This is a genomic window from Pantoea sp. X-Soil-ISGK-285, from assembly GCF_059730815.1.
Genome location: NZ_AP035938.1, coordinates 3343217 through 3364361 on the forward strand (window position 1 = coordinate 3343217; position 21145 = coordinate 3364361).

20 protein-coding genes and 1 other RNA gene are annotated in these 21145 nt (G+C 57.0%); 7 read left to right on the forward strand and 14 right to left on the reverse strand.

The features are described from left to right. Positions 1 to 220: 220 nt before the first annotated feature. From recJ to xerD, 3 genes are read right to left on the reverse strand one after another with little or no spacing between them, the layout of a single operon-like run. Positions 221 to 1954, reverse strand: coding sequence for a single-stranded-DNA-specific exonuclease RecJ (gene recJ / locus AC6I8B_RS15765; RefSeq protein WP_497816385.1), 1734 nt, complete (start codon positions 1952 to 1954; stop codon positions 221 to 223). A 3-nt stretch (positions 1955 to 1957) separates the two neighbouring features. Further along, entirely contained in the window at positions 1958 to 2671 is a 714-nt protein-coding gene (dsbC, locus tag AC6I8B_RS15770; RefSeq protein WP_010671049.1) for a bifunctional protein-disulfide isomerase/oxidoreductase DsbC, read from the reverse strand. Between the two features lie 21 nt (positions 2672 to 2692). Continuing rightward, positions 2693 to 3586 carry a site-specific tyrosine recombinase XerD gene (xerD, locus tag AC6I8B_RS15775; RefSeq protein WP_010248689.1) on the reverse strand — a complete coding sequence of 298 codons (894 nt, stop codon included), beginning with the start codon at positions 3584 to 3586 and terminating at the stop codon, positions 2693 to 2695. A gap of 102 nt (positions 3587 to 3688) precedes the next feature. On the opposite strand from xerD, the gene fldB reads away from it, so the two are divergent. Beyond that, complete coding sequence (gene fldB / locus AC6I8B_RS15780; protein WP_010248777.1) at positions 3689 to 4207, forward strand: flavodoxin FldB; 519 nt, start codon at positions 3689 to 3691, stop codon at positions 4205 to 4207. Between the two features lie 128 nt (positions 4208 to 4335). On the opposite strand, the gene AC6I8B_RS15785 is transcribed toward fldB, so the two are convergent. After that, positions 4336 to 4746 (reverse strand): protein YgfX, encoded by a 411-nt coding sequence (locus tag AC6I8B_RS15785; RefSeq protein ID WP_010671050.1) that lies wholly within the window; start codon positions 4744 to 4746, stop codon positions 4336 to 4338. Continuing rightward, positions 4721 to 4987: an FAD assembly factor SdhE gene (sdhE, locus tag AC6I8B_RS15790; protein ID WP_010248781.1), complete on the reverse strand. Its 267-nt coding sequence runs from the start codon at positions 4985 to 4987 to the stop codon at positions 4721 to 4723. The genes AC6I8B_RS15785 and sdhE overlap by 26 nt, the downstream gene beginning before the upstream one ends. Before the next feature lie 226 nt (positions 4988 to 5213). Between sdhE and ygfZ the strand changes: the two genes are divergently transcribed. Further along, positions 5214 to 6200: a tRNA-modifying protein YgfZ gene (gene ygfZ / locus AC6I8B_RS15795; RefSeq protein ID WP_497816386.1), complete on the forward strand. Its 987-nt coding sequence runs from the start codon at positions 5214 to 5216 to the stop codon at positions 6198 to 6200. A 58-nt stretch (positions 6201 to 6258) separates the two neighbouring features. Here ygfZ and trhA read toward each other — a convergent pair whose 3' ends face one another. Then, the gene (trhA, locus tag AC6I8B_RS15800) at positions 6259 to 6924 is read right to left on the reverse strand and encodes a PAQR family membrane homeostasis protein TrhA (RefSeq protein ID WP_115758850.1); all 666 of its coding nucleotides are present in this window, start codon (positions 6922 to 6924) and stop codon (positions 6259 to 6261) included. A gap of 169 nt (positions 6925 to 7093) precedes the next feature. On the opposite strand from trhA, the gene AC6I8B_RS15805 reads away from it, so the two are divergent. After that, on the forward strand, positions 7094 to 7813 hold the full coding sequence (locus AC6I8B_RS15805) for a MurR/RpiR family transcriptional regulator (protein WP_010248792.1): 720 nt from the start codon (positions 7094 to 7096) through the stop codon (positions 7811 to 7813). 115 nt (positions 7814 to 7928) lie between these two features. Beyond that, positions 7929 to 9368 (forward strand): 6-phospho-beta-glucosidase, encoded by a 1440-nt coding sequence (locus tag AC6I8B_RS15810; RefSeq protein ID WP_157353648.1) that lies wholly within the window; start codon positions 7929 to 7931, stop codon positions 9366 to 9368. 30 nt (positions 9369 to 9398) lie between these two features. On the opposite strand, the gene AC6I8B_RS15815 is transcribed toward AC6I8B_RS15810, so the two are convergent. The 8 genes from AC6I8B_RS15815 to AC6I8B_RS15850 form a co-directional block, all read right to left on the reverse strand. Beyond that, positions 9399 to 10142 carry an SDR family oxidoreductase gene (locus AC6I8B_RS15815; protein ID WP_497816387.1) on the reverse strand — a complete coding sequence of 248 codons (744 nt, stop codon included), beginning with the start codon at positions 10140 to 10142 and terminating at the stop codon, positions 9399 to 9401. A gap of 66 nt (positions 10143 to 10208) precedes the next feature. Further along, a complete protein-coding gene (gene gcvP / locus AC6I8B_RS15820) occupies positions 10209 to 13082 on the reverse strand; it encodes an aminomethyl-transferring glycine dehydrogenase (protein WP_122457752.1) in 2874 nt (957 codons plus the stop codon). An 80-nt stretch (positions 13083 to 13162) separates the two neighbouring features. Further along, the gene (gene gcvH, locus AC6I8B_RS15825; protein ID WP_061703079.1) at positions 13163 to 13549 is read right to left on the reverse strand and encodes a glycine cleavage system protein GcvH; all 387 of its coding nucleotides are present in this window, start codon (positions 13547 to 13549) and stop codon (positions 13163 to 13165) included. A gap of 23 nt (positions 13550 to 13572) precedes the next feature. Next, positions 13573 to 14670, reverse strand: coding sequence for a glycine cleavage system aminomethyltransferase GcvT (gene gcvT, locus AC6I8B_RS15830; protein ID WP_497817518.1), 1098 nt, complete (start codon positions 14668 to 14670; stop codon positions 13573 to 13575). Positions 14671 to 15102: 432 nt separating this feature from the next. Next, positions 15103 to 16305, reverse strand: coding sequence for an FAD-dependent 2-octaprenylphenol hydroxylase (gene ubiI, locus AC6I8B_RS15835; protein ID WP_010671056.1), 1203 nt, complete (start codon positions 16303 to 16305; stop codon positions 15103 to 15105). A 13-nt stretch (positions 16306 to 16318) separates the two neighbouring features. Beyond that, positions 16319 to 17497, reverse strand: coding sequence for a 2-octaprenyl-6-methoxyphenyl hydroxylase (gene ubiH / locus AC6I8B_RS15840; protein WP_157353654.1), 1179 nt, complete (start codon positions 17495 to 17497; stop codon positions 16319 to 16321). Further along, complete coding sequence (gene pepP / locus AC6I8B_RS15845; RefSeq protein WP_157353656.1) at positions 17494 to 18816, reverse strand: Xaa-Pro aminopeptidase; 1323 nt, start codon at positions 18814 to 18816, stop codon at positions 17494 to 17496. Before pepP ends, ubiH begins: the two co-directional genes overlap by 4 nt. Positions 18817 to 18862: 46 nt before the next feature. Beyond that, positions 18863 to 19441, reverse strand: coding sequence for a YecA/YgfB family protein (locus tag AC6I8B_RS15850; RefSeq protein ID WP_022623836.1), 579 nt, complete (start codon positions 19439 to 19441; stop codon positions 18863 to 18865). Between the two features lie 170 nt (positions 19442 to 19611). On the opposite strand from AC6I8B_RS15850, the gene zapA reads away from it, so the two are divergent. The 3 genes from zapA (at position 19612) to AC6I8B_RS15865 (ending at position 20849) form a co-directional block, all read left to right on the forward strand. Further along, entirely contained in the window at positions 19612 to 19941 is a 330-nt protein-coding gene (gene zapA, locus AC6I8B_RS15855; protein ID WP_008925677.1) for a cell division protein ZapA, read from the forward strand. Positions 19942 to 19980: 39 nt separating this feature from the next. Beyond that, positions 19981 to 20163, forward strand: a non-coding RNA gene (gene ssrS / locus AC6I8B_RS15860) — 6S RNA. A gap of 92 nt (positions 20164 to 20255) precedes the next feature. After that, positions 20256 to 20849, forward strand: a complete 594-nt coding sequence (locus AC6I8B_RS15865) for a 5-formyltetrahydrofolate cyclo-ligase (RefSeq protein ID WP_010671060.1) — start codon at positions 20256 to 20258, stop codon at positions 20847 to 20849. Positions 20850 to 21145: the final 296 nt, after the last annotated feature.

The following is a 21145-nucleotide window of genomic DNA, read 5'->3' on the forward strand; positions in this document are numbered from 1 at the left end:
CTTTCTTATGTTCGATGGGACAGGAAATTTAACGCACAAGTTTACCCGAAACTGGCGGCAGATTGTAGCGCTGAGACAGCGGGCTGATGCCGGGGCGGCGTGACGCGTTGCATTTGCTTATCGGGCTGCGACGACAACCGCTCGCACAGCAGGTTAACGCAGGGAAAAAACAGGCTGACGCGCCTCTGCCGTGACCGGAGACGCGCGCGCCTTATGAAAATCAAAGCGGCCAGATATGGTCAATGATCAGCTGTACCGAGCGGTTACCGCGATACTCATTGATATCCAGCTTATAGGCCAGTTCGACCTGGCGAATGCTGCTGTCGGGCCACAGGGTGGTATCGACATTAAAGGCGATCCCGTCGATCAGCGGACCGCCGTCCAGCGGTTCGACCATCACTTTCAGATGTCGCTCGCCCACCAGCCGCTGTTGCAGCAGCTTAAATTTGCCGTCAAAAGCGGGTTCCGGGAACGCCTGGCCCCAGGGGCCCGCTTCGCGCAGCATCTCAGCGGTCTGCAGCGAAAACTCCTGCGGCTGCAACGCACCATCTGACCAGATGATGCCCTGCAGAGATTCGCCATCCAGCCACTCACCGACCAGATCGGCAAAGCGCTGACGAAACTCCTCGTAGCGTGCGGTTTCCAGTGATAAGCCTGCCGCCATGGCATGACCGCCGAACTTCAGCATCAGGCCGGGATTCAGCGTATCCAGACGCTCCAGCGCGTCGCGCAGATGCAGACCGGCAATTGAGCGGCCAGAGCCTTTCAGCGTGCCGTCGCCCGCCGGAGCAAAGGCAATCACCGGACGATGGAAACGCTCTTTCAGACGGGAGGCGAGGATCCCCACCACCCCCTGATGCCATTCGGGATGATAAAAGGCCAGCCCCAGCGGCAGATCGCGCTGCTCACGCTCCAGCGCCTGACACAGCGCCAGCGCTTCGCTCTGCATGCCCTGCTCTATCTCTTTGCGCGTCTGGTTCAGCGCGTCCAGCTCACTGGCTAACATCCGTGCCTGACTGAGATCCTCAGTCATTAACAGCGCCACGCCCACCGACATATCGTCGAGCCGGCCTGCGGCATTGAGCCGTGGCCCCAGCGCAAAGCCGAGATCGCTGGCCGCCATCTGACGCGCATCGCGATTAGCAATCTCCAGCAGCGCCCGGATGCCTGGCCGGCATTTTCCGGCCCGGATGCGGCTGAGTCCCTGCCACACCAGAATGCGGTTGTTGACGTCGAGCGGCACCACGTCGGCAACCGTGCCGAGCGCCACCAGATCCAGCATCTCTGCAAGATTGGGTTCAGTGCGGGTGGCACCAAACCAGCCCTGGGTGCGCAGATGGGCGCGCAGCGCCAGCATCAGATAGAACGCAACGCCCACGCCCGCCAGTACACGTGAGGGAAAGTTGCAGTCCGGCAGATTGGGATTAACGATCGCCTCAGCGGCCGGTAAGGTCTCGCCCGGCAGGTGGTGGTCGGTAATCAGTACCGGAATCCCGTGCTGATGGGCACATTCAACGCCGGCGTGGGAGGAGATGCCGTTGTCGACGGTCAGGATCATCGCCGCGCCGCGCGCCCGCGCCTGCTCAACCACTTCAGGGCTGAGGCCATAACCATCTTCAAAGCGGTTAGGCACCAGATACTGCACGTTGCCGCCGCCCATGCTGCGCAGCGCCATGACCGTCAGCGCGGTACTGGTCGCGCCATCGGCATCAAAGTCGCCCACCACCATAATGCGACGCCCATCCAGCAGCGCCTGATGCAGCAGTTCCACTGCGCTCTCAATCCCGCTTAAGGACTGGTACGGCAGCAGGTTTTTCGCCCCGCGCTCCAGCTCTGCCGCGTCGCGCACGCCGCGTTGCAGATAGAGTCGTTTCAGCAGCGGCGGCAGCGTCGCCGGAAGCGCATCATCAACCGTCACCTCACGGCGACGGAGTTCCACATCCTGTTTTACCACCGATTAACCACCACGCTTCTGATTGTCCAGCACCTGCTTCAGCTCCTGCGGCGACTGATAACCTGGGATCATCATGCCGCTGTCAGTCAGCATCGCGGGCGTGCCCTGAATGCCGAACAGCACGCCAAGTTTATAGTGCTGGGCGATATCGATTTTGCAGCTGTCTGGTGCGGCCATCTTCGGCGCATTGCCTTTCATCGCCTCATCAAACGCTTTATTGCGGTCAGCGCTGCACCAGATCGCTTTCATCGCTGGTTCAATCTGACCATTCAGCCCTTCACGCGGAAACGCCAGGTAGCGCACGGTGATGCCCAGCGCATTGTAGTCCGCCATCTGCTCGTGCAGCTTGTGACAGTAGCCACAGGTGATGTCGGTAAAGACCGTGATCACGTGCTGCTCTTTAGGCGCTTTGTAGACGATCATCTCCGGCACCAGCGCTTCGACTTTTTTGTCCAGCAGCTGGTTGGTGACGTTGACCGGCTGTTTGCCGCTGACGTCATAGAGCGGACCCTGGATCATGTGTTTGCCGTCGTCGGTCACGTAGAGCACGCCGCTTTCTGACAGCACGGTTTTAAAACCCGGCAGCGGTGACGGGCTGATCTCCGTCTGGTTCAGACCGAGCTTTTTAAGTGATTGCTGAATGGCGCTGTCATCGGCCTGTGCGAGACCGGAAAAGGCGCTGGCTAAAAGAGCCAGCATGGCAAAATGCTTGTTCATTTTTGTCCTTATCGCCGCGGTTCAGGCCCGCGGATGGTGTTGTTGATGCAACTGACGCAGGCGCTCAGTGGCGACGTGCGTATAAATTTGGGTGGTGGAGAGATCGCTGTGTCCCAGCAGCATCTGTACGACACGCAGATCGGCACCGTGGTTCAGCAGATGGGTCGCAAAGGCATGGCGCATCACATGCGGTGATAACTTTTCGCTGTCAATCCCCGCCAGCGTGGCGTAATGCTTGATGCGATGCCAGAAGGTCTGGCGCGTCATCTGCTGCGCCCGATTACTGGGAAACATCACGTCCAGCGTCTGACCGTTGAGCAGCCACGGACGACCATGTTCCATATATTGCTCCAGCCAGTAAACCGCTTCTTCACCTAAAGGCACCAGCCGCTCTTTATCCCCTTTACCGATAACCCGGACAACGCCCTGGCGCAGGCTGATGTCGCTGAGCGTCAGGCCAATCAGTTCGGAGACGCGCAGGCCCGTGGCGTAGAGCAGCTCCAGCATCGCTTTGTCGCGCAGCTCCAGCGGGATATCGATATTCGGCGCCTGCAACAGTCGCTCGACCTGCGCCTCACTGAGATCTTTCGGTAAACGCTGCGGCAGTTTTGGTGCTGACAGCAGCGCGCTGGGATCGTCCGGGCGCAGCTTTTCGCGGTAAAGATACTGGAACAGGCGACGCATGGCGCTGAGCAGCCGCGCTGAGCTGGTCGCCTTGTAGCCTCCCTCCAGCCGTTCAGCCAGAAACTGCTGCAGATCCAGCGGCGCCACGCTAAGCAGCGTCAGCTGATGATGTGCCAGCCATCCGGTCAGCGTCTGGAGGTCCTGGCGATAAGAGGAGAGAGTGTTCTGCGCCAGATTGCGTTCAATCCAGAGCGCATCAAGAAACTGTTCTGTCAGATCGCTGTCCTGCACGTTATCTCCGCCGTCTGGTGTAAAATCATGCTCATTATGCCTGATTCAGCAGCGCTTCTGGTACAATTGCGCCAAAGTCAGTATTTACAGAGTGTTATCTGCATGAAAATCGGTCTTTTTTACGGTTCCAGTACCTGTTACACCGAAATCGTAGCGGAGAAAATTCGCGATTTTATTGGCGAAGAGTTAGTGACGCTGCATAACGTGAAAGATGACGACCCACGCCTGATGGAGCAGTACGACTTGCTGATCATGGGCATCCCGACCTGGGATTTCGGTGAGTTGCAGGAGGACTGGGAGGCGATCTGGCCGCAGTTGCCCGCGCTGAATCTGCAAAACAAGATTGTCGCACTGTATGGCATGGGCGATCAGATTGGCTATGGCGAGTGGTTTTTAGATGCGCTCGGCATGCTGCACGATTTGCTGCAGCCGATGGGAGTACGTTTTGTTGGCTACTGGCCGCTTGAAGGCTATGAGTTCACCAGCCCGAAACCGCTGAGTGCAGATGGCTCGCAGTTTGTGGGTCTGGCGCTTGATGATGTGAATCAGTTCGAGGTCACCGATGAGCGCGTTGAGCAGTGGTGCGAGCAGGTGTTAACCGAAACCGCAGGACTGCTCTGACGGCCCTTCTGCCAGTGTCGAACCCTAGCCTGAACAGGTAAGCGGCTTTAATCGCTCTTGCCTGTCATCATTGAACCGCAGTGCAGGCAGATGAACAGCTTCAGACGCTCTTGCCTGCCCTGCTGCCATTAATGCCGCGCCGGGCTGAAGCAGCAGGCGCGTAACGCCCGCCATTCGCCAGGCTGCATATTGTCCTGCATCAGCCACCAGCGCAGCGTGGCACCTTGTTCGCTCTTCGCCACCAGCAGCACGCCAACGGGTAACCAGCGTAATGGCTGAGTTGGCCGCCAGCGTTTTCCCTGCCAGATCCAGCAATGGACGCTTTCCCGCTGTAACGTACCGTGCCGTTGAATCAATCGCCAAACGCTGCGCCAGCCCTCAGCCAGCAACAGCAGAATAATCGGCGCTTTAACCAGCCAGCCGCCTGCAGGCAGCGTCATCAGCACCACGCCAGTCACGGCTGCTATCAGCCAGGCGCAGACTAACCCGCACGCCAGACGAGAGGGCCGCAGCTTACATTGCCACCGGGCCGCGAGCATGGTTACGCTGCTGGATCAGGTTCACCATCCGCTTAAGCTCCGGATCCTTTGGCTCACCGTGATTCATCAGCCAGTTAAACAGATCGGGATCGTCACTCTTTAGCAAATCCACAAAGACCTGCTTATCGGTGTCGCTCAGCGTCTCATACTCAAATTTGAAGAACGGCATAATAGCCACATCCAGTTCCAGCATGCCGCGACGGCAGGCCCACTGAATGCGTGATTTATCATTAATATCCATGCATCAATTTCCACAATTCACAACGTGGCGCCTAGTGTAACCTGGTTTAATGCGGCTCGCAGGCGCAGCGTCGCATGCTGTGCAACCTGCCACATTTCAGGCTGGATCTTTTCAGGGTTATCACGCCTTTTGTGCGCCGTTTTCCGTAAACAGGTTGCATTGCCAGTCGGCTCTTTTAACATTAAAGATATTATTCCGGATGAACCTTCTTATACAGGATATCTCCATGCCCACATTTACTTTACCGCCGCGCCAGCCTGCCGCGTCGTCTCGTCTGCCGTTAACCCTGATGTCACTGGATAGCTGGGCGCTGGTTTCTATTACCGGCGCCGACAGCACCTCTTACCTGCAGGGGCAGTTAACGCTGGATGTCGCCGCGCTGGATGCCGACCACCATTCGCTCGCCGCACACTGCGATGCTAAAGGCAAAATGTGGAGCAATATGCGCCTGTTCCATCGCGGTGAAGGCTATGCTTATCTGATCCGTCGTGAGCTGCGCGACACCCAGCTGCCCGAGTTAAAGAAATACGCCGTGTTTTCGAAAGTGTCGATGGTGGCTGATGATGAGTCAGTATTGCTGGGCGTGGCCGGTTTTCAGGCGCGCGCCGCGCTGGCAAATCTGTTTGATAGCCTGCCCGACAGCGAAAAACCGGTGGTGCAGCAGGGAGAAACCACGCTGCTGTGGTTTGCCCATCCGGCCGAACGTTTTCTGATTGTCACTTCGCTGGCCCAGGCAGAAGCGCTGAAGCAGAAGCTCAATGACGATGCACAGTTTAATGACAGTCAGCAGTGGCTGGCGCTGGATATTGAAGCGGGCATTCCGGTGATTGATCCCGTCACCAGCGTGCAGTTTATTCCGCAGGCCACCAACCTGCAGGCGCTGGATGCTATCAGTTTTAAAAAAGGGTGTTATGCCGGTCAGGAGATGGTGGCACGGGCGAAATATCGCGGCGCCAATAAACGCGCGCTCTACTGGCTGGCGGGTCAGGCAAGTCATCTGCCCGAAGCCAATGCCCCGCTGGAGTTGCAGATGGGTGAACGCTGGCGTCGAACCGGCAGCGTGCTGGCTGCGGTGCAGTTAGATGACGGGATTAGCTGGATTCAGGTCGTGATGAATAACGATCTGGAGCCGGACAGCGTGCTGCGGGTGGAAGGCGATGAAGGCGGACATCTGACCATTCAGCCACTGCCCTACTCGCTGGATGAAAGCTGATTGAGCGTATGGCCCTTCCGCTAAGTGAAGGGCCAGTGCCACAATTCAGAGGCTCACTTCAGCGCACATAAAAGTAGATAGCGCAGAAGTGACAGAGACTGCCGCCCAGCACGAACAGATGCCAGATGGCGTGATTAAACGGAATGCGGCGCGCCACATAGAAAATCACCCCCAGCGAATAGATAATCCCGCCTGCGGCAAGCAGCCAGATGCAGCCCGGCGGCAGGATCATCGCCAGCTGATAAACCACAATCAGCGACAGCCACCCCATACAGAGATAGGTCACCAGCGACAGCGCTTTAAAGCGATGCGCAATTGTGAGCTTGAACAGGATACCGGCCAGCGCCAGCCCCCAGATCACCGCCATTAATCCATACGCCAGTGGCGTCCTCAGCGCGACCAGCAGAAACGGCGTATAGGTTCCGGCAATCAGCAGATAGATGGCGCAGTGATCGAACTTTTTCAGCCAGGGTCTGGCCGGGCCAGCCGGAATAGCGTGATAGAGCGTCGAGGCCAGAAACAGCAGGATCATGCTGCCACCATAGAGGCTGTAACTGATAAAAGTGATGGTGTCGGCCTGCCTCTCCGTTGCCTGATTGAGCATCAGTATCAGTCCGACGATGCCGAACAGGCAGCCAAGACCGTGACTGATACTGTTGGCAATTTCCTCGGCGAACGAATAGCCCGCAGCGTGTTGATGTTTGTGAGAGAGTGTGGGGGTCATAACAGGTTCCTGATCAGCTCTATAGCAGTGATATCGTTATCCAGCGTAGCCAACAATTTTTTCAGTGTACACTTGTACGCTAAAATTATCCTGGTGAAATTCACTATCCCTTAAACCGGGTGATGAATCTGGTAAACTGGCCGCCAGTCAACTGTTCAATGAGTCATTCATGTTTTCGCATAGCGATCTCGCCCGCCTTAACGATCTGGAAATGCAGGTCTATCAGTTCATCATTAAGCACCGCGAAGGCGTCAGCTATATGACGATCCGCGAGCTGGCTGAGCAGGCAGGCGTCTCCACCACCACCGTGCTGCGTTTCTGTCGCAAGATGGGCTGTGAAGGCTGGTCGGAATTCCGCATCCGCCTGCGCTTAAACGAACAGCAGAGTGCGCCAATGCTCAACACGGCGGGCGTCAGTGAAATGCTGAGCTTTTTTAAGAGCATCAATAATCCGGAGTTTGAACAGCTCATCGCTGAGGCCGCGCAGAAGATTAATCAGGCTGAGCGGGTCTTCTTTATTGGCGTCGGCACCTCCGGCAGTCTGGCAAAATATGGCGCACGCTTTTTCTCTAACCTCGGTAAATTCAGCCACGCGATTGACGATCCCTATTATCCGGTCAGTCCCGATCTCTATGAAAACGCCATTGCCATTATTTTATCGGTCTCCGGCGAAACGGAAGAGATCCTGCGCATTGCCAGCCAGTTCAGCCTGAATAAGTGCAAAATCATTGCGATAACCAACACGGAGAGCTGCTCGCTGGCGAAGATCGGTGATTTCAACCTCTGCTACCATGTGCCCATCATCCGTATGGCGGACAATTCCGACATTACGACTCAGGTGCCAGTGACCTATATTATTGAAGCAATCGGCCGCCAGCTGGGGAAATAAAACAGCCTGTTTTTTGGATGTAACAAACGTAATTATTGCCGCGCTGTTATATCGTGACTTTCATTATTGCCTTGCTACACTCAGCTCAATTTCAATATCCGTAATGGGGTGAAGCATGAGTGCAGAATTGCAGTTACCAAAAGGCTTTCTTTGGGGCGGAGCGGTGGCAGCGCATCAGGTTGAAGGCGGCTGGGATCAGGGCGGCAAAGGCGTCAGCATTGCTGACGTGATGACCGGCGGTTCACACGGCGTTGACCGGGTGATCACCAACGGCGTGCAGCCGGGTCATTTCTACCCGAACCACAAGGGTGTGGAGTTTTACTCCCACTACAAACAGGATGTCGCGCTGTTTGCCGAGATGGGCTTCAAATGTTTCCGCACCTCGATTGCCTGGACCCGTATCTTCCCTAACGGTGACGAGCAACAGCCCAACGAAGCGGGCCTGCAATTCTATGACGACCTGTTTGATGAACTGCTGAAGTATGGCATTGAACCGGTCATCACCCTTTCGCACTTCGAAATGCCTTATCACCTGGTCAAAGAGTATGGTGGCTGGCACAACCGCAAAGTGGTCGACTTCTTTGTGCGCTTCAGCGAAGTGGTGCTGAACCGCTATAAAAGCAAAGTGAAATACTGGATGACTTTCAATGAGATCAACAACCAGCGTAACTGGCAGTATCCGCTGTTTGGTTACTGCTGTTCAGGCGTGATCTTTACCGAACATGAGAAACCTGAACAGGCGATGTATCAGGTGATGCACCACCAGTTTGTTGCCAGTGCAAAAGTGGTGAAACTCGGCCACGACATCAATCCTGACTTTCAGATTGGCTGCATGATCGCCATGGTGCCGGTCTATCCCTTCTCCTGCCACCCGGACGATGTGGTGCTGGCGCAGGAATCGATGCATCAGCGCTATGTGTTCAGTGACGTGCAGATGCGCGGCTACTATCCGGCCTACACCCTGAAAGAGTGGGCGCGCAAGGGTTACGACATTCAGATGGAAGCGGATGATGCCGAGACGCTGCGCCAGGGCTGTGCAGACTATGTCGGTTTCAGCTACTACATGAGCAACGCGGTGAAAACCGATGCCAGCGGCGTTGACGATCCGATCACCGGCTTTGAAGGTGTGGTGAAAAACCCGCATGTGAAAGCGTCCGACTGGGGCTGGCAGATCGATCCGGTTGGCCTGCGCTATGCGATGAACGAGCTGTATGAGCGTTACCAGAAGCCGCTGTTTATTGTTGAAAACGGCTTTGGTGCTATCGATAAGCCAAACGCCAATGGCGTGATTGAAGATGATTACCGCATCGACTATCTGCGTGCGCATATCGAAGAGATGAAGAAAGCCGTGGCGTACGATGGTGTTGAATTAATGGGCTATACGCCGTGGGGCTGCCTCGATTGCGTCTCGTTTACCACCGGCCAGTACGACAAACGTTACGGCTTTATTCATGTGAATAAAAATGATGATGGCAGCGGCGATTTTTCTCGTGGGAAGAAAAAGAGTTTCAGCTGGTATCAGCAGGTTATCGCCAGTAACGGCGAAAACCTGTAAGTCATCACGCCGCATCAGCGGCGAAGTGAGTTAACGCCCACCGGCAGCGTCAATGATGCTGCCGGTGACGTAAGAGGCCGCGTCGCTGGCCAGCCAGACGATCGCTTCCGCCACCTCTTCTGCTTCACCGCCGCGTCCCATCGGGATCACGCTGGCAAGCCTGTCCACTCTGCCTGGCTCTCCGCCATCGGCATGCATCTCTGTATAGATAAATCCCGGACGTACGCCGTTGACCCGAATCCCCTGCTGCGCCACTTCCAGCGACAATCCTCTGGTCAGCGTGTCCATCGCCCCTTTTGAAGCGGCGTAATCGACATATTCGCCAGGCGCACCGGTACGCGACGCGGCCGATGAGACGTTGACGATGGAGCCGCCCTGGCCGCCGTGATGCGTGCCTATCCGCTTAACCGCCTCACGACAGCAGAGAAAAGACCCAATCACGTTGGTGGCAAAGACCTTATGCAGGCGTGCCGCATCCAGCTGCTCGGTGCGACACTGCTGAAACAAAATCCCGGCGTTGTTCACCAGCAACGCCAGCGGTTCGGACTGCTGGTCGAGCTGCGCAAACATCGCCATCACCTGGGCTTCATCACTGATATCTGCCTGAACAGCAAAGGCTTCACCGCCCTGCTGCCGGATCTGCGCCACCACCTGTTGAGCTTCCGCTTCGCGCTGACGGTAGTTCACCGCAACCCGATAACCCCGGACGGCCAGTAACAGCGCCGTGGCCCGCCCGATACCGCGGCTGCCCCCCGTAACCAGTGCCAGTTTCATGCTGATTCTCCAGTACAAAGGGCCGACGAATCGACCCTTTGTGGTTAACGTTTGCCTGCGGGGAAATTACTGATAGTCGCTCATCGGCACGCAGGAGCAGAAGAGATTACGGTCGCCAAACACATCATCCAGACGTTTTACCGTCGGCCAGTATTTGTTGTGGCTGCCCGCCGGGAAGACTGCCAGTTCACGGCTGTAAGGATGTGACCACTCACTGACGATTTCCAGCTGAGTATGCGGCGCATTAACCAGTGGGTTGTCATCCAGCGGCCATTCACCTGACGTCACCCGATCAATCTCCATGCGGATCGCCAGCATCGCGTCGATAAAGCGATCCAGTTCGATTTTGCTCTCCGATTCAGTCGGCTCCACCATCAGGGTGCCCGCCACCGGGAAGGACATCGTTGGTGCGTGGAATCCATAATCGATCAGGCGCTTAGCAATATCCAGCTCACTGATGCCGGTCTGCTCTTTCAGCGGACGGATGTCGAGAATACATTCGTGCGCCACCCGACCGTCACGGCCAGTGTAGAGCACCGGATAGGCCGACTGCAGGCGGCGGGCAATGTAGTTGGCATTCAGAATCGCAACCGAGCTGGCCTGTTTCAGCCCTTCCGCGCCCATCATGCGAATGTACATCCAGCTGATTGGCAGAATGGATGCACTGCCAAACGGCGCTGCGGATACGGCGCCCTGCTGCGTCAGTACACCGTCGATCTGCACCACGCTGTGTCCCGGCACAAACGGAGCCAGGTGCGCTTTGACGCCAATCGGTCCCATACCCGGACCACCGCCGCCGTGCGGAATGCAGAAGGTTTTATGCAGATTCAGGTGCGAGACATCCGCGCCGATATAGCCAGGCGTGGTGATGCCGACCTGCGCATTCATGTTCGCGCCATCCAGATAAACCTGACCGCCATACTGATGCACGATCTGGCACACTTCGCGAATGGTCTCTTCATAAACGCCGTGGGTTGACGGGTAAGTCACCATGATGCAGGAGAGTTTGTCGCCCGCCTGAGCCGCTTTTTCACGCAGGTCGCCAAGGTCGATGTTGCCCTGTTTATCGCAGGCCACCACCACCACGTCCATGCCCGCCATCTGGGCTGAGGCCGGGTTAGTCCCGTGCGCCGAGCTTGGGATCAGGCAGAGATGACGATCGCCCTCGCCACGGCTTTCGTGATAACGACGGATCGCCAGCAGTCCGGCATATTCCCCCTGCGCGCCGGAGTTTGGCTGCATACAGAGCGCATCATAGCCGGTGAGCTGCACCAGCCACTGCGAAAGCTGGCCGATCATCTGCAGATAGCCGGAAGCCTGTTCAGCCGGGCAGAATGGATGCAGCTCCGCAAATTCCGGCCAGGTGATCGGGATCATTTCTGCCGCGGCATTGAGCTTCATGGTGCAGGAGCCCAGCGGGATCATCGCCTGATTCAGCGCCAGATCCTTTTTCTCCAGGCTGTGCATGTAGCGCATCATCTCGGTTTCGCTGTGATGACGGTTGAACACCGGATGGGTCAGGATCTCGCTGTGGCGTTGCAGGCCAGCAGGAATTGCATGGCTTTCGCTGGCCACTTCGCTGTCGAGCTTTTCCAGGTCCTGGCCGTGTTCATCACCCAGCAGAATGGCGAACAACGCCAGAATATCTTCGCGGCAGGTGGTTTCATCCAGCGTGATACCCACGGCATTATGGATGTCGCTACGCAGGTTAACGCCAAAGCTCAGGGCGCGGTTCAGCACGGCGGCTTTATCCGCCACTTCCACCGTCAGCGTATCGAACCAGTGCTGATGGCGCAGCTTCAGGCCGCTCTGTTGCAGTCCCGCCGCCAGAATGTTGGTGAAGCGATGAATGCGTGAGGCAATGCGTTTCAGGCCCGCCGGGCCGTGGAACACCGCATAGAGACCGGCGATGTTTGCCAGCAGCACCTGCGACGTACAGATGTTGGAGTTGGCCTTTTCACGGCGGATATGTTGTTCGCGGGTCTGCATCGCCATACGCAGCGCCGTGTTGCCCGCCGCATCACGTGAAACACCAATGATACGGCCTGGCATAGAGCGCTTATGCTCGTCGCGGCTGGCGAAGAATGCCGCGTGAGGGCCGCCGTAGCCCATTGGCACGCCGAAGCGCTGAGCTGAACCAAAGACAATGTCTGCACCCTGTTTGCCTGGCGCTTCCAGTAACACCAGCGACATAAAGTCCGCCGCCACGCTGACCACCACTTTGCGGGCTTTCAGTCCGGCAATCAGCGCGCTGTAATCGTGCGCTTCGCCGGTGGTGCCCACCTGTTGCAGCAGCACACCAAACAGGTCGTCATGATCGGGTGCTTTGTCCGCGCTATCAATAATCAGTTCGAAACCGAACGTCTCCGCACGGGTGCGGACCACATCCAGCGTCTGCGGATGGATATCATCGGCAATGAAGAATTTATTGGCATTTTTGAGCTTACTGACGCGTTTTGCCATCGCCATCGCTTCAGCGGCAGCGGTTGCTTCGTCCAGTAGTGAGGCGGACGCGATATCCATGCCGGTAAGATCCAGCGTCAGCTGCTGGAAGTTTAGCAGCGCTTCCAGACGGCCCTGGGAGACCTCAGGCTGATACGGGGTATAGGCGGTGTACCAGCCCGGATTCTCCAGCATATTACGCAGGATGACCGGCGGGGTGATCACCGCGCTGTATCCCATACCGATCCAGGATTTGTAACGCAGATTCTGGCTGGCAATCGCTTTCAGTTCGGCCAGAGCCTGCTGTTCAGTGGCGGCTTCGCCAACCGCTGGCGGGCCTGGCAGCTGAATGTCTGCCGGCACAATCGTGCTGATTAACGCTTCCAGCGAACGGGCACCAATAGCGTCAAGCATCTGCGCCTGCTGCTCAGGTGAAGGACCGATATGGCGCTCAATGAATGCACCGTTGTGTTCAAGCTGGCTGAGAGTCTGAGTCATTAGCAGTAAATCCTGAATCGGGCTGGGGGAACCGGAGAGCAAACATAAATCTGCGGCCTCTTTGTGAGGCCGCCTGACGACTACTCGTCGATGGAGGCTTTGTAAGCATCCGCATCCAGCAGCGTGTCGATTTCAGACGCGTTGCTGGCTTTGATTTTGAATAACCAGCCGCCTTCATAAGGCTCGCTGTTGACCTGCTCCGGTGAGTCAGTCAGTGCTTCGTTGACCGCCACAATCTCACCGCTGATCGGCGCATAGATATCTGAAGCCGCTTTAACGGATTCCGCGACCGCGCACTCTTCACCGGCGGCAAACGTCGCGCCCACTTCCGGCAGATCGACAAACACCATGTCGCCCAGTAACTCCTGCGCGTGTTCAGTGATACCCACGGTGTAGCTGCCATCTTCTTCTTTGCGCACCCACTCGTGGCTGTCGCGGTACTTCAACGTATTCGGCACATTGCTCATTGGCCATTTCTCCTGAATAAAATTTACTGAGCGACCGGTTTACCGGCGCGGACAAAAACGGGACGGGTAACCTGGACCGGCATCTGGCGGTTACGGATCTCAACGATGGCGGTGCTGCCGACTGAGGCCGGTACGCGCGCCAGGGCGATGCTGCAACCCAGCGTCGGAGAGAAAGAGCCACTGGTGATGATCCCCTCCTGCGGCTGCCCCTGGTCATCGGTGAAACGCACCGGCAAGCCGTTACGCAGCACCCCTTTTTCTGTGAGGATCAGCCCCACCAGCTTTTCGGTACCGCGTTCACGCTGCAGTTCCAGCGCTTCCCGGCCGATGAAATCGCGGTCAGCAGGTTCCCAGCAGACCGTCCAGCCCATGTTGGCAGCCAGCGGTGAAACGCCTTCATCCATCTCCTGACCATACAGATTCATACCCGCTTCCAGACGCAGCGTGTCACGTGCGCCCAGTCCGGCAGGTTTTACGCCAGCGGCCAGCAGACGCTGCCAGAAATCGGCCACCTCCTCTGCGGGCATAGCAATCTCATATCCCGCTTCGCCGGTATAGCCGGTGGTGGCGATAAACAGGTCACCTGACTGCACGCCGAAAAATGGCTTCATGCCGGCAACAGCCTGACGCTGCTCCTCGCTGAACAGCGTCTGTGCCTTCTGCTGCGCCTGCGGACCCTGCACGGCAATCAGCGCCAGGTCGTCGCGTTCCGTCAGCGTAATGCCATAGCCCTGCGCGTGTTGCGTGATCCAGGCGAGATCGTTTTCACGGGTGGCAGAGTTCACCACCAGGCGGAAGAACTCTTCGCTCATAAAGTAAACAATCAAATCGTCAATGACGCCACCCGAGGCATTCAGCATCCCGGTGTAGAGCGCTTTGCCTGGCTGGGTCAGTTTTGCCACATCATTTGCCAGCAGGTAGCGCAGGAATTCACGGGTACGCGGGCCTGTCAGGTCGACGATGGTCATGTGAGAGACATCAAACATACCGGCGTCGGTGCGCACCACATGATGTTCATCCATCTGGGAGCCATAGTGCAGCGGCATCATCCAGCCATGAAAATCCACCATGCGGGCACCGCAGGCCTGATGCTGTTCAAACAGAGGTGTTTGCTGAGTCATAACCATCCTGTGCAGAAGCGAGTAAGTGCAAAAGTGCGCCGGAATTCAGTGCCGACGCAAACGTTCTCTTAGGGCTGACGTTACCACCGAATCTGACGATTAACCATAAGCAAACCGGGGTCGAAAGCAGAGGCACAGCCTAACCAGGAACGGCTGCTAACAGGATATAAAACTGCAATTTTGTGATTAATCGCGCAATAAATGCAGGGAATTTAAATATACGCAGCAAATTTATGCGGGATGGCATTCAGGATGTTAAAAAAATCCCGCGCCAAGCGGACAGAAGAATGAGAAAAAGTAATGCGAATTCGCCCGCAAAATTAGAATAAATCAAACGAAGACCTCTGCTGGTGCAGCGTTGCCTTTTTGTGGTGCAGAGCGGTGTCAGGCATAAAAAAAGCCAGCAGAAGCTGGCTTAACAGAAGGGCAGATTTAGCGTAGCCAGGCGGGCAGATCATTCAGGCCCATCGCCTGCTTCAGCATCATGGGTTTAACACCCGGCAGGCGGTCAGCCAGTTTCAGACCCACGTCGCGCAGCAATTTTTTCGCCGGATTATTGCCTGCGAACATTTCACGGAAGCCCTGCATTCCCGCCAGCATCATTGCGGCGCTGTGCTTACGGCTGCGCTCATAGCGTCGCAGATAGAGGTGCTGACCAATATCTTTGCCCTGCTGATGCAGGCGGCGAATCTCACCGATCAGCTCGGCGGCATCCATAAACCCAAGGTTAACGCCCTGACCCGCCAGCGGATGAATGGTGTGAGCCGCATCGCCCACCAGCGCCAGACGGTGTGCCGCGAAGTTGCGGGCATAGCGCGCCACCAGCGGAAACGATTTGCGCTCGCTTTCCAGCTGGCACAGGCCGAGCCGCATATCAAACGCCACCGAGAGCTGCTGATTGAACAGCGCTTCCGGCATGGTTTCCAGACGGCTCGCTTCCTGCGGCGAGAGCGACCAGACGATGGAACTGAGATGCGGATCCTGCATCGGCAGGAAAGCCAGAATGCCGTCGCCGTGGAACACCTGGCGCGCTACTGCGTCGTGCGGCTTCTCAGTGCGGACGTTTGCCACTAACGCATGGTGATCGTAATCCCAGAAGGTCAGCGGGATATCGGCTTTGTTGCGTAGCCAGGAGTTAGCGCCGTCAGCGGCAATCATTAATCGCGCACTTAACATGCTGCCATCCTGCAGAGTAACAAAGGCTTCGTTGTCACCAAACGCGACCTGCTGTAACTGCGAAGGTGCCATTATCGTCACGTCGCTGCAGGCGCTGGCACGTTGCCAGAGCGCATTGTGGATCACCGGGTTTTCGATGATATGTCCCAGATGCGACAGGCCCTGCTGCTCATCATCAAAGGCGATGGAGCCGAAGCTGTCCTTATCCCACACTTCCATACCGTGATAAGCGCTGGCGCGCAGCGAGAGAATGGTCGACCAGACATCCAGCTTCTGCAGCAGCCGTTCGCTGGCGGCATTGATTGCCGACACGCGAACTGACGGTGACGCACTCAGCGCCAGCGGTGGCTCCGGTGATTTTTCCAGTACGGCGATGCGCAGTCCGCTGCCCTGCAAGCCGCAGGCCACCGCCAGTCCCACCATACCGCCACCGGCAATCACCACATCAAAAGTTTGCATCTGAGCCTCTTTATTAACGCTTAACCCAGCCAAGCGTGCGCTCAGCCAGTTGATTTCTTAACCACGGCAGATGATCCATCGCCAGCAGGCCCAGGTTACGTCCTGCCACCAGCGGGCCATAGCGATTCGCAAAGACGCGAACCAGTCCGTCGGTGATACCGATGGTGGCGGCGCGGTCGGGCTGACGACGCTGCTGGTAATGATGCAGCACCGCATAGCTGCCGGGGTCCTGCTGCTGCCGATGGGCGGCTGCCAGCGTTTCAGCCAGCGACATCACATCTCGCAGGCCCAGGTTGAAGCCCTGCCCGGCAATCGGATGTAGCGTCTGCGCCGCATTGCCCACCACCGCCACGCGATGCGTCACTGGCGACATCGCCCGGTGCAGCGCCAGCGGGTAATACTCACGCTGGCCGGTGTGGGTAAATTTACCCAGCCGCCAGCCAAAGGCACGCTGCAGCTGGCGGAGGAATTCGGCCTCGCTCCACTGCTCAATGCGTTCACGCTGCGAAACCGGATGACACCAGACCAGCGACAGGCGATTGCCGGACATCGGCAACAGCGCCAGCGGGCCATGTTCGGTAAAACGTTCAAATGCCCGGCCCTGATGGGGCAGCGCGGTGGAGACATTGGCAATCACGGCAAGCTGTTCATAGTCGTCTCTTTGCCACTGAATGCCGCACGAAGCCGCCAGCGCAGAGCGCGTGCCATCTGCCGCCACCAGCAGTTTGCCGCTGAGTGGTTCGCCACTGTCCAGCGTCACCTCAACCTGCTGCTCATGGCGGTTAGCCTGGATGACACGAGCCGGACAGCGCAGCGTTACGCCGGGTGCTTTTTTCAGTTCCGCAAACAGACGCTGACCGACGTCAAACAGCTCGACAACCTGTCCCAGCGCCGGAATAGCGTAGTCAGACGCCGCCAGCGACACAAAACCGGCGTGACCGCGATCGGAGACATGGATGTCGGTAATCGGCGTGGCACAACGGGCGATGTGCTGCCACAGATTGATGTCCGCAAGCTGCTGGCAGGTACCGGCAGAGAGCGCAATAGCGCGGCCATCGAAACCGGGATGCGCCCGACTGCCAGGCTCGCTGCTTTCAATCAGCGTTACCGGCAGAGTGCCCTGGGTCAGATGGGAGATCGCCAGCGCCAGCGTCGCCCCGGTCATGCCGCCACCGGCAATCAGAATCGTCATGCCTGTTTTGCCGCCGCCATCAGTGCTTCAATCTCATCCGCCTCTTTTACGACGCTGTCGGTGAGATTTTCAATGCCATCTTCAGTGATCACAATGTCATCTTCGATTCGGATACCAATGCCGCGATACTGCGCGGGCACGTCGGCATCCGGTGCGATATAAAGACCCGGCTCGACGGTTAACACCATGCCCGGCTCCAGTACGCGGTCGCGGCTCGGGGTGCCGTAGTGGCCGACATCATGCACATCCAGCCCCAGCCAGTGGCCCAGGCCATGCATATAGAACTGACGATGGACTTCCTCGGCGATCAATGTATCGACGTCGCCCTCCAGGATGCCCAGCTCCACCAGCCCGGTGACCATGATGCGCACCACTTCATCATTCACTTCACGAATGCTGATGCCTGGCCGGAACAGTTCAAGCGAGCGGCTGAGGCAAGCCAGCACGATGTCATAAATCGCGCGCTGCGCCGGGCTGAATTTGCCGTTAACCGGGAAGGTGCGGGTGATATCGCCTGCATAGCCGTGGAACTCACAGCCTGCATCGATCAGCACCAGATCGCCGTCGCGCATTTCGCTTTCGTTTTCGGTGTAGTGCAGAATGCAGCCGTTAACTCCGGCACCCACAATGGTGTTATAGGAGGGAAAACGCGCGCCGTGACGGTTAAATTCGTGCTGAATTTCCCCTTCGAGCTGATACTCGAACAGGCCTGGCCGACAGGCTTGCATGGCGCGGGTATGCGCCAGAGCACTGATTTTCCCGGCGCGACGTAACAGTTCAATCTCATCCGTATCTTTAAACAGGCGCATCTCATGCACCCAGGGACGCCAGTCAGTGAGGGTATCGGGCGCACTGAGATGCTGGCGGAAACCGCGACGCAGCTTATCCAGCGCGCTGAACACCAGTGTGTCCGCGTGGGCATATTCGCCCTGCGCATGGTAAACCACATCCAGGCCATTCAGCAGCAGGTGCAGCTGATCACCAATATCATTCCAGGGTAAAGCGCGATCGACGCCCAGTATGTCGGGTGCGGCCTCCTGACCCAGGCGACGGCCAGACCAGGTTTCCGCCGCAGGATCGCGCACGCGGTTAAACAACACGCTGTGGTTATGATTCTCATCGCTTTTGATCAGCACCAGCAACGCCTGCGGCTCGTTAAAACCGGTGAAATACCAGAAGTCGCTGCTCTGGCGGAACGGATATTCGGTGTCATTACTGCGCATCACTTCTGGCGCAGCAAAGATTAACGCTGCGCTGCCAGGCACCATCTTCGCCAGCAGCGCCTGACGACGCTGCAGGAATCGTTCCAGTGAAATCATCTCTGCACTCCCTGTAAACTGACCGGTTAAACTCGTTGACCTGAAATTAGTGTAGCGTCGGTTTTTGCACTTCTGGCGCGGTTGGCTGCGGGCGGGTGAACGTATCGTGGCACAGCAGCGCGGCGACACGAACATACTCAATCACCTCCTCGAGCGACTGCTCCAGCTCCTCCTGGTCTTCATCTTCTTCGTAACCGAGCTGTGCGATAGTGCGCAGATCATCGATTGCTTCGCCGGTTTCGCCGGTGACTTTATCCAGTTTAGGCTGTGTTACGCCCAGGCCGAGCAGAAAATGGTTAACCCAGCCCGCCAGCGCGTCGGCACGGTCAAAGACGGTGATGTCGTCGTCAGCAGGTAGCAGCAGCTGAAACAGGAAGCCTTCATCTTCCAGCGTAGTCGCCGTATGCTCGTGTAGCTCCGCCAGCGGCACGGCAAGAGTGTGTGAAAACGCCATGCCTTCGTTAGCCAGATCGTGTACCAGCGTCTTCCAGCTGGTGTCCTGGTTACCACCGCAGAGGATCCCGCTCAGCAGGCCATGCATTTCCGCGGGCGTCATTCCAACGCCCTGCTGTGAGAGCACCGCCGCGAGCGCGTTGTAATCGGGGGTTGCGTTCTGTAAGGACATAAGTTTTCATCGTCGTTGGCAGAATAAGTTCGTGTTATGCTACCACTAGCTGCCTCAAGGTTTCCAGAAAAGGGGTTGTATCTTATTTCGTGGGTCTATATAGTTGCCCGCCTCCCAAGCCATTGACTGCTAAGGGAGTTGCGAGCGAAGTAATCAGTCAGGAAGGTGGCATGTCTGCACAACCGGTAGATTTACAAATTTTTGGTCGTTCGTTGAGAGTAAATTGTCCGCCAGAGCAGCAAGATGCGCTCAATAGCGCGGCTGAAGATCTCAATCAACGGTTGCAAGATCTAAAAGTTCGCACTAGAGTCACCAATACAGAACAACTGGTGTTCATCGCCGCGTTAAACGTCTGCCACGAGCTGGCGCAAGAGAAAGTGAAAACGCGCGATTATGCTGCTAATATGGAACAGCGTATCCGTATGTTGCAGCAGACGATTGAACAGGCATTAGTTGAGCAAGGTCGCATCTCTGAGCGTGAGGGTGCGAAGTTCGAATAAAACTTCATGGTTGCTATACTTAAGTAACGGTGAGGTAAATTTTCTCTGAGATGTTTGCATGTGGGCCAGTCCCCTGAGCCGATATTTCGAAAAAACAGAATGTGACGCTCGTAACCTGTGTGCATGCTCGGTTCGTCCGAGAAGCCTGATGGTTATGACGGCATGTTCACCTTGAACCAAGGGTTCAAGGGTTACAGCCTACGGCGGCATCTCGGAGATCTCTCTTCCTGTAGTCCTGCTTTTTTCCCCTGACTGACATGTTATAGTCGCTCAACAGCGACTTATCCGGCGGGGAAATCATGTCTGAACCTTCCATGTCTGAACCTTCAATGACCCAGCGTCAGGCGATTCGCCAGCATGTGCGACATCTGCGACGGGCACTTACCGATGAGCAGCAAACGCAGGCCGCTGAGCAGCTCGCTGAACATGCGCTCAACTACGCCCCGGTGACTGAAGCGCGCAATATCGCCCTGTTTCTGTCGGTGGATGGCGAACTGAATACCCGTCCGCTGATTGCCCGCCTCTGGCATCTGAAGAAAACGGTCTGTCTGCCGGTTTTACACCCCTTCTCTCCCGGTAATTTGTTGTTTCTGCGCTACTCGCCCGATACTCCATTGCTCAAAAATAAGCTGCGCATTCCTGAACCGCCGCTGGATATCCGGCAGGTGATCACCCTTGATCAACTGGATCTGATGATGGTGCCGCTGGTGGCGTTTGATCAGCATGGGCAGCGTCTGGGGATGGGCGGCGGCTTCTACGATCGCACCCTGCAGAACTGGCGGCAGCACGGTTTTTTGCCGGTGGGCCTGGCGCACGATTGTCAGCAGGTCGATAGCCTGCCGGTGGCAGAATGGGATGTGCCTTTGCCGGCGGTAATGACGCCGTCAAAACTCTGGCAGTGGGAGTAGAAGAGTCGCTTTTGCAGACAAGTGAAAACCCATACCTGGGCGCATCTGGCTGCAATGAAATAGCTTAACGCGCAGGGAACATGGTCAGAAGAGGAAAGCGTCCCGCCGCCCGGATAAAAACGCCGGGAGCGTTTTTGAACAACGCAACGCCTTGGCCCGGTTACGGGCGCACCTCAGGGATGAAGTGCGTAATCGCGCGGGACGGGCATGCCATGGATGGCGGCTTTTGCATCTTTCCGATCTGACCGTGTTCTCTTCGCAGTCTCGGTCTTACAGCAAATCGGGACAGCCTGTAT

Coding starts and splice junctions, on each gene's coding strand:
- AC6I8B_RS15805 (WP_010248792.1), top strand. CDS start 7,094: ATGTTTTCGCATAGCGATCTCGCCCGCCTTAACGATCTGGAAATGCAG.
- AC6I8B_RS15785 (WP_010671050.1), bottom strand. CDS start 4,746: ATGCTCGCGGCCCGGTGGCAATGTAAGCTGCGGCCCTCTCGTCTGGCG.
- AC6I8B_RS15815 (WP_497816387.1), bottom strand. CDS start 10,142: ATGAAACTGGCACTGGTTACGGGGGGCAGCCGCGGTATCGGGCGGGCC.
- AC6I8B_RS15810 (WP_157353648.1), top strand. CDS start 7,929: ATGAGTGCAGAATTGCAGTTACCAAAAGGCTTTCTTTGGGGCGGAGCG.
- AC6I8B_RS15850 (WP_022623836.1), bottom strand. CDS start 19,441: ATGTCCTTACAGAACGCAACCCCCGATTACAACGCGCTCGCGGCGGTG.
- fldB (WP_010248777.1), top strand. CDS start 3,689: ATGAAAATCGGTCTTTTTTACGGTTCCAGTACCTGTTACACCGAAATC.
- pepP (WP_157353656.1), bottom strand. CDS start 18,816: ATGATTTCACTGGAACGATTCCTGCAGCGTCGTCAGGCGCTGCTGGCG.
- gcvH (WP_061703079.1), bottom strand. CDS start 13,549: ATGAGCAATGTGCCGAATACGTTGAAGTACCGCGACAGCCACGAGTGG.
- gcvT (WP_497817518.1), bottom strand. CDS start 14,670: ATGACTCAGCAAACACCTCTGTTTGAACAGCATCAGGCCTGCGGTGCC.
- AC6I8B_RS15865 (WP_010671060.1), top strand. CDS start 20,256: ATGTCTGAACCTTCAATGACCCAGCGTCAGGCGATTCGCCAGCATGTG.
- ubiI (WP_010671056.1), bottom strand. CDS start 16,305: ATGCAAACTTTTGATGTGGTGATTGCCGGTGGCGGTATGGTGGGACTG.
- ubiH (WP_157353654.1), bottom strand. CDS start 17,497: ATGACGATTCTGATTGCCGGTGGCGGCATGACCGGGGCGACGCTGGCG.
- zapA (WP_008925677.1), top strand. CDS start 19,612: ATGTCTGCACAACCGGTAGATTTACAAATTTTTGGTCGTTCGTTGAGA.
- sdhE (WP_010248781.1), bottom strand. CDS start 4,987: ATGGATATTAATGATAAATCACGCATTCAGTGGGCCTGCCGTCGCGGC.
- gcvP (WP_122457752.1), bottom strand. CDS start 13,082: ATGACTCAGACTCTCAGCCAGCTTGAACACAACGGTGCATTCATTGAG.
- ygfZ (WP_497816386.1), top strand. CDS start 5,214: ATGCCCACATTTACTTTACCGCCGCGCCAGCCTGCCGCGTCGTCTCGT.
- dsbC (WP_010671049.1), bottom strand. CDS start 2,671: ATGAACAAGCATTTTGCCATGCTGGCTCTTTTAGCCAGCGCCTTTTCC.
- trhA (WP_115758850.1), bottom strand. CDS start 6,924: ATGACCCCCACACTCTCTCACAAACATCAACACGCTGCGGGCTATTCG.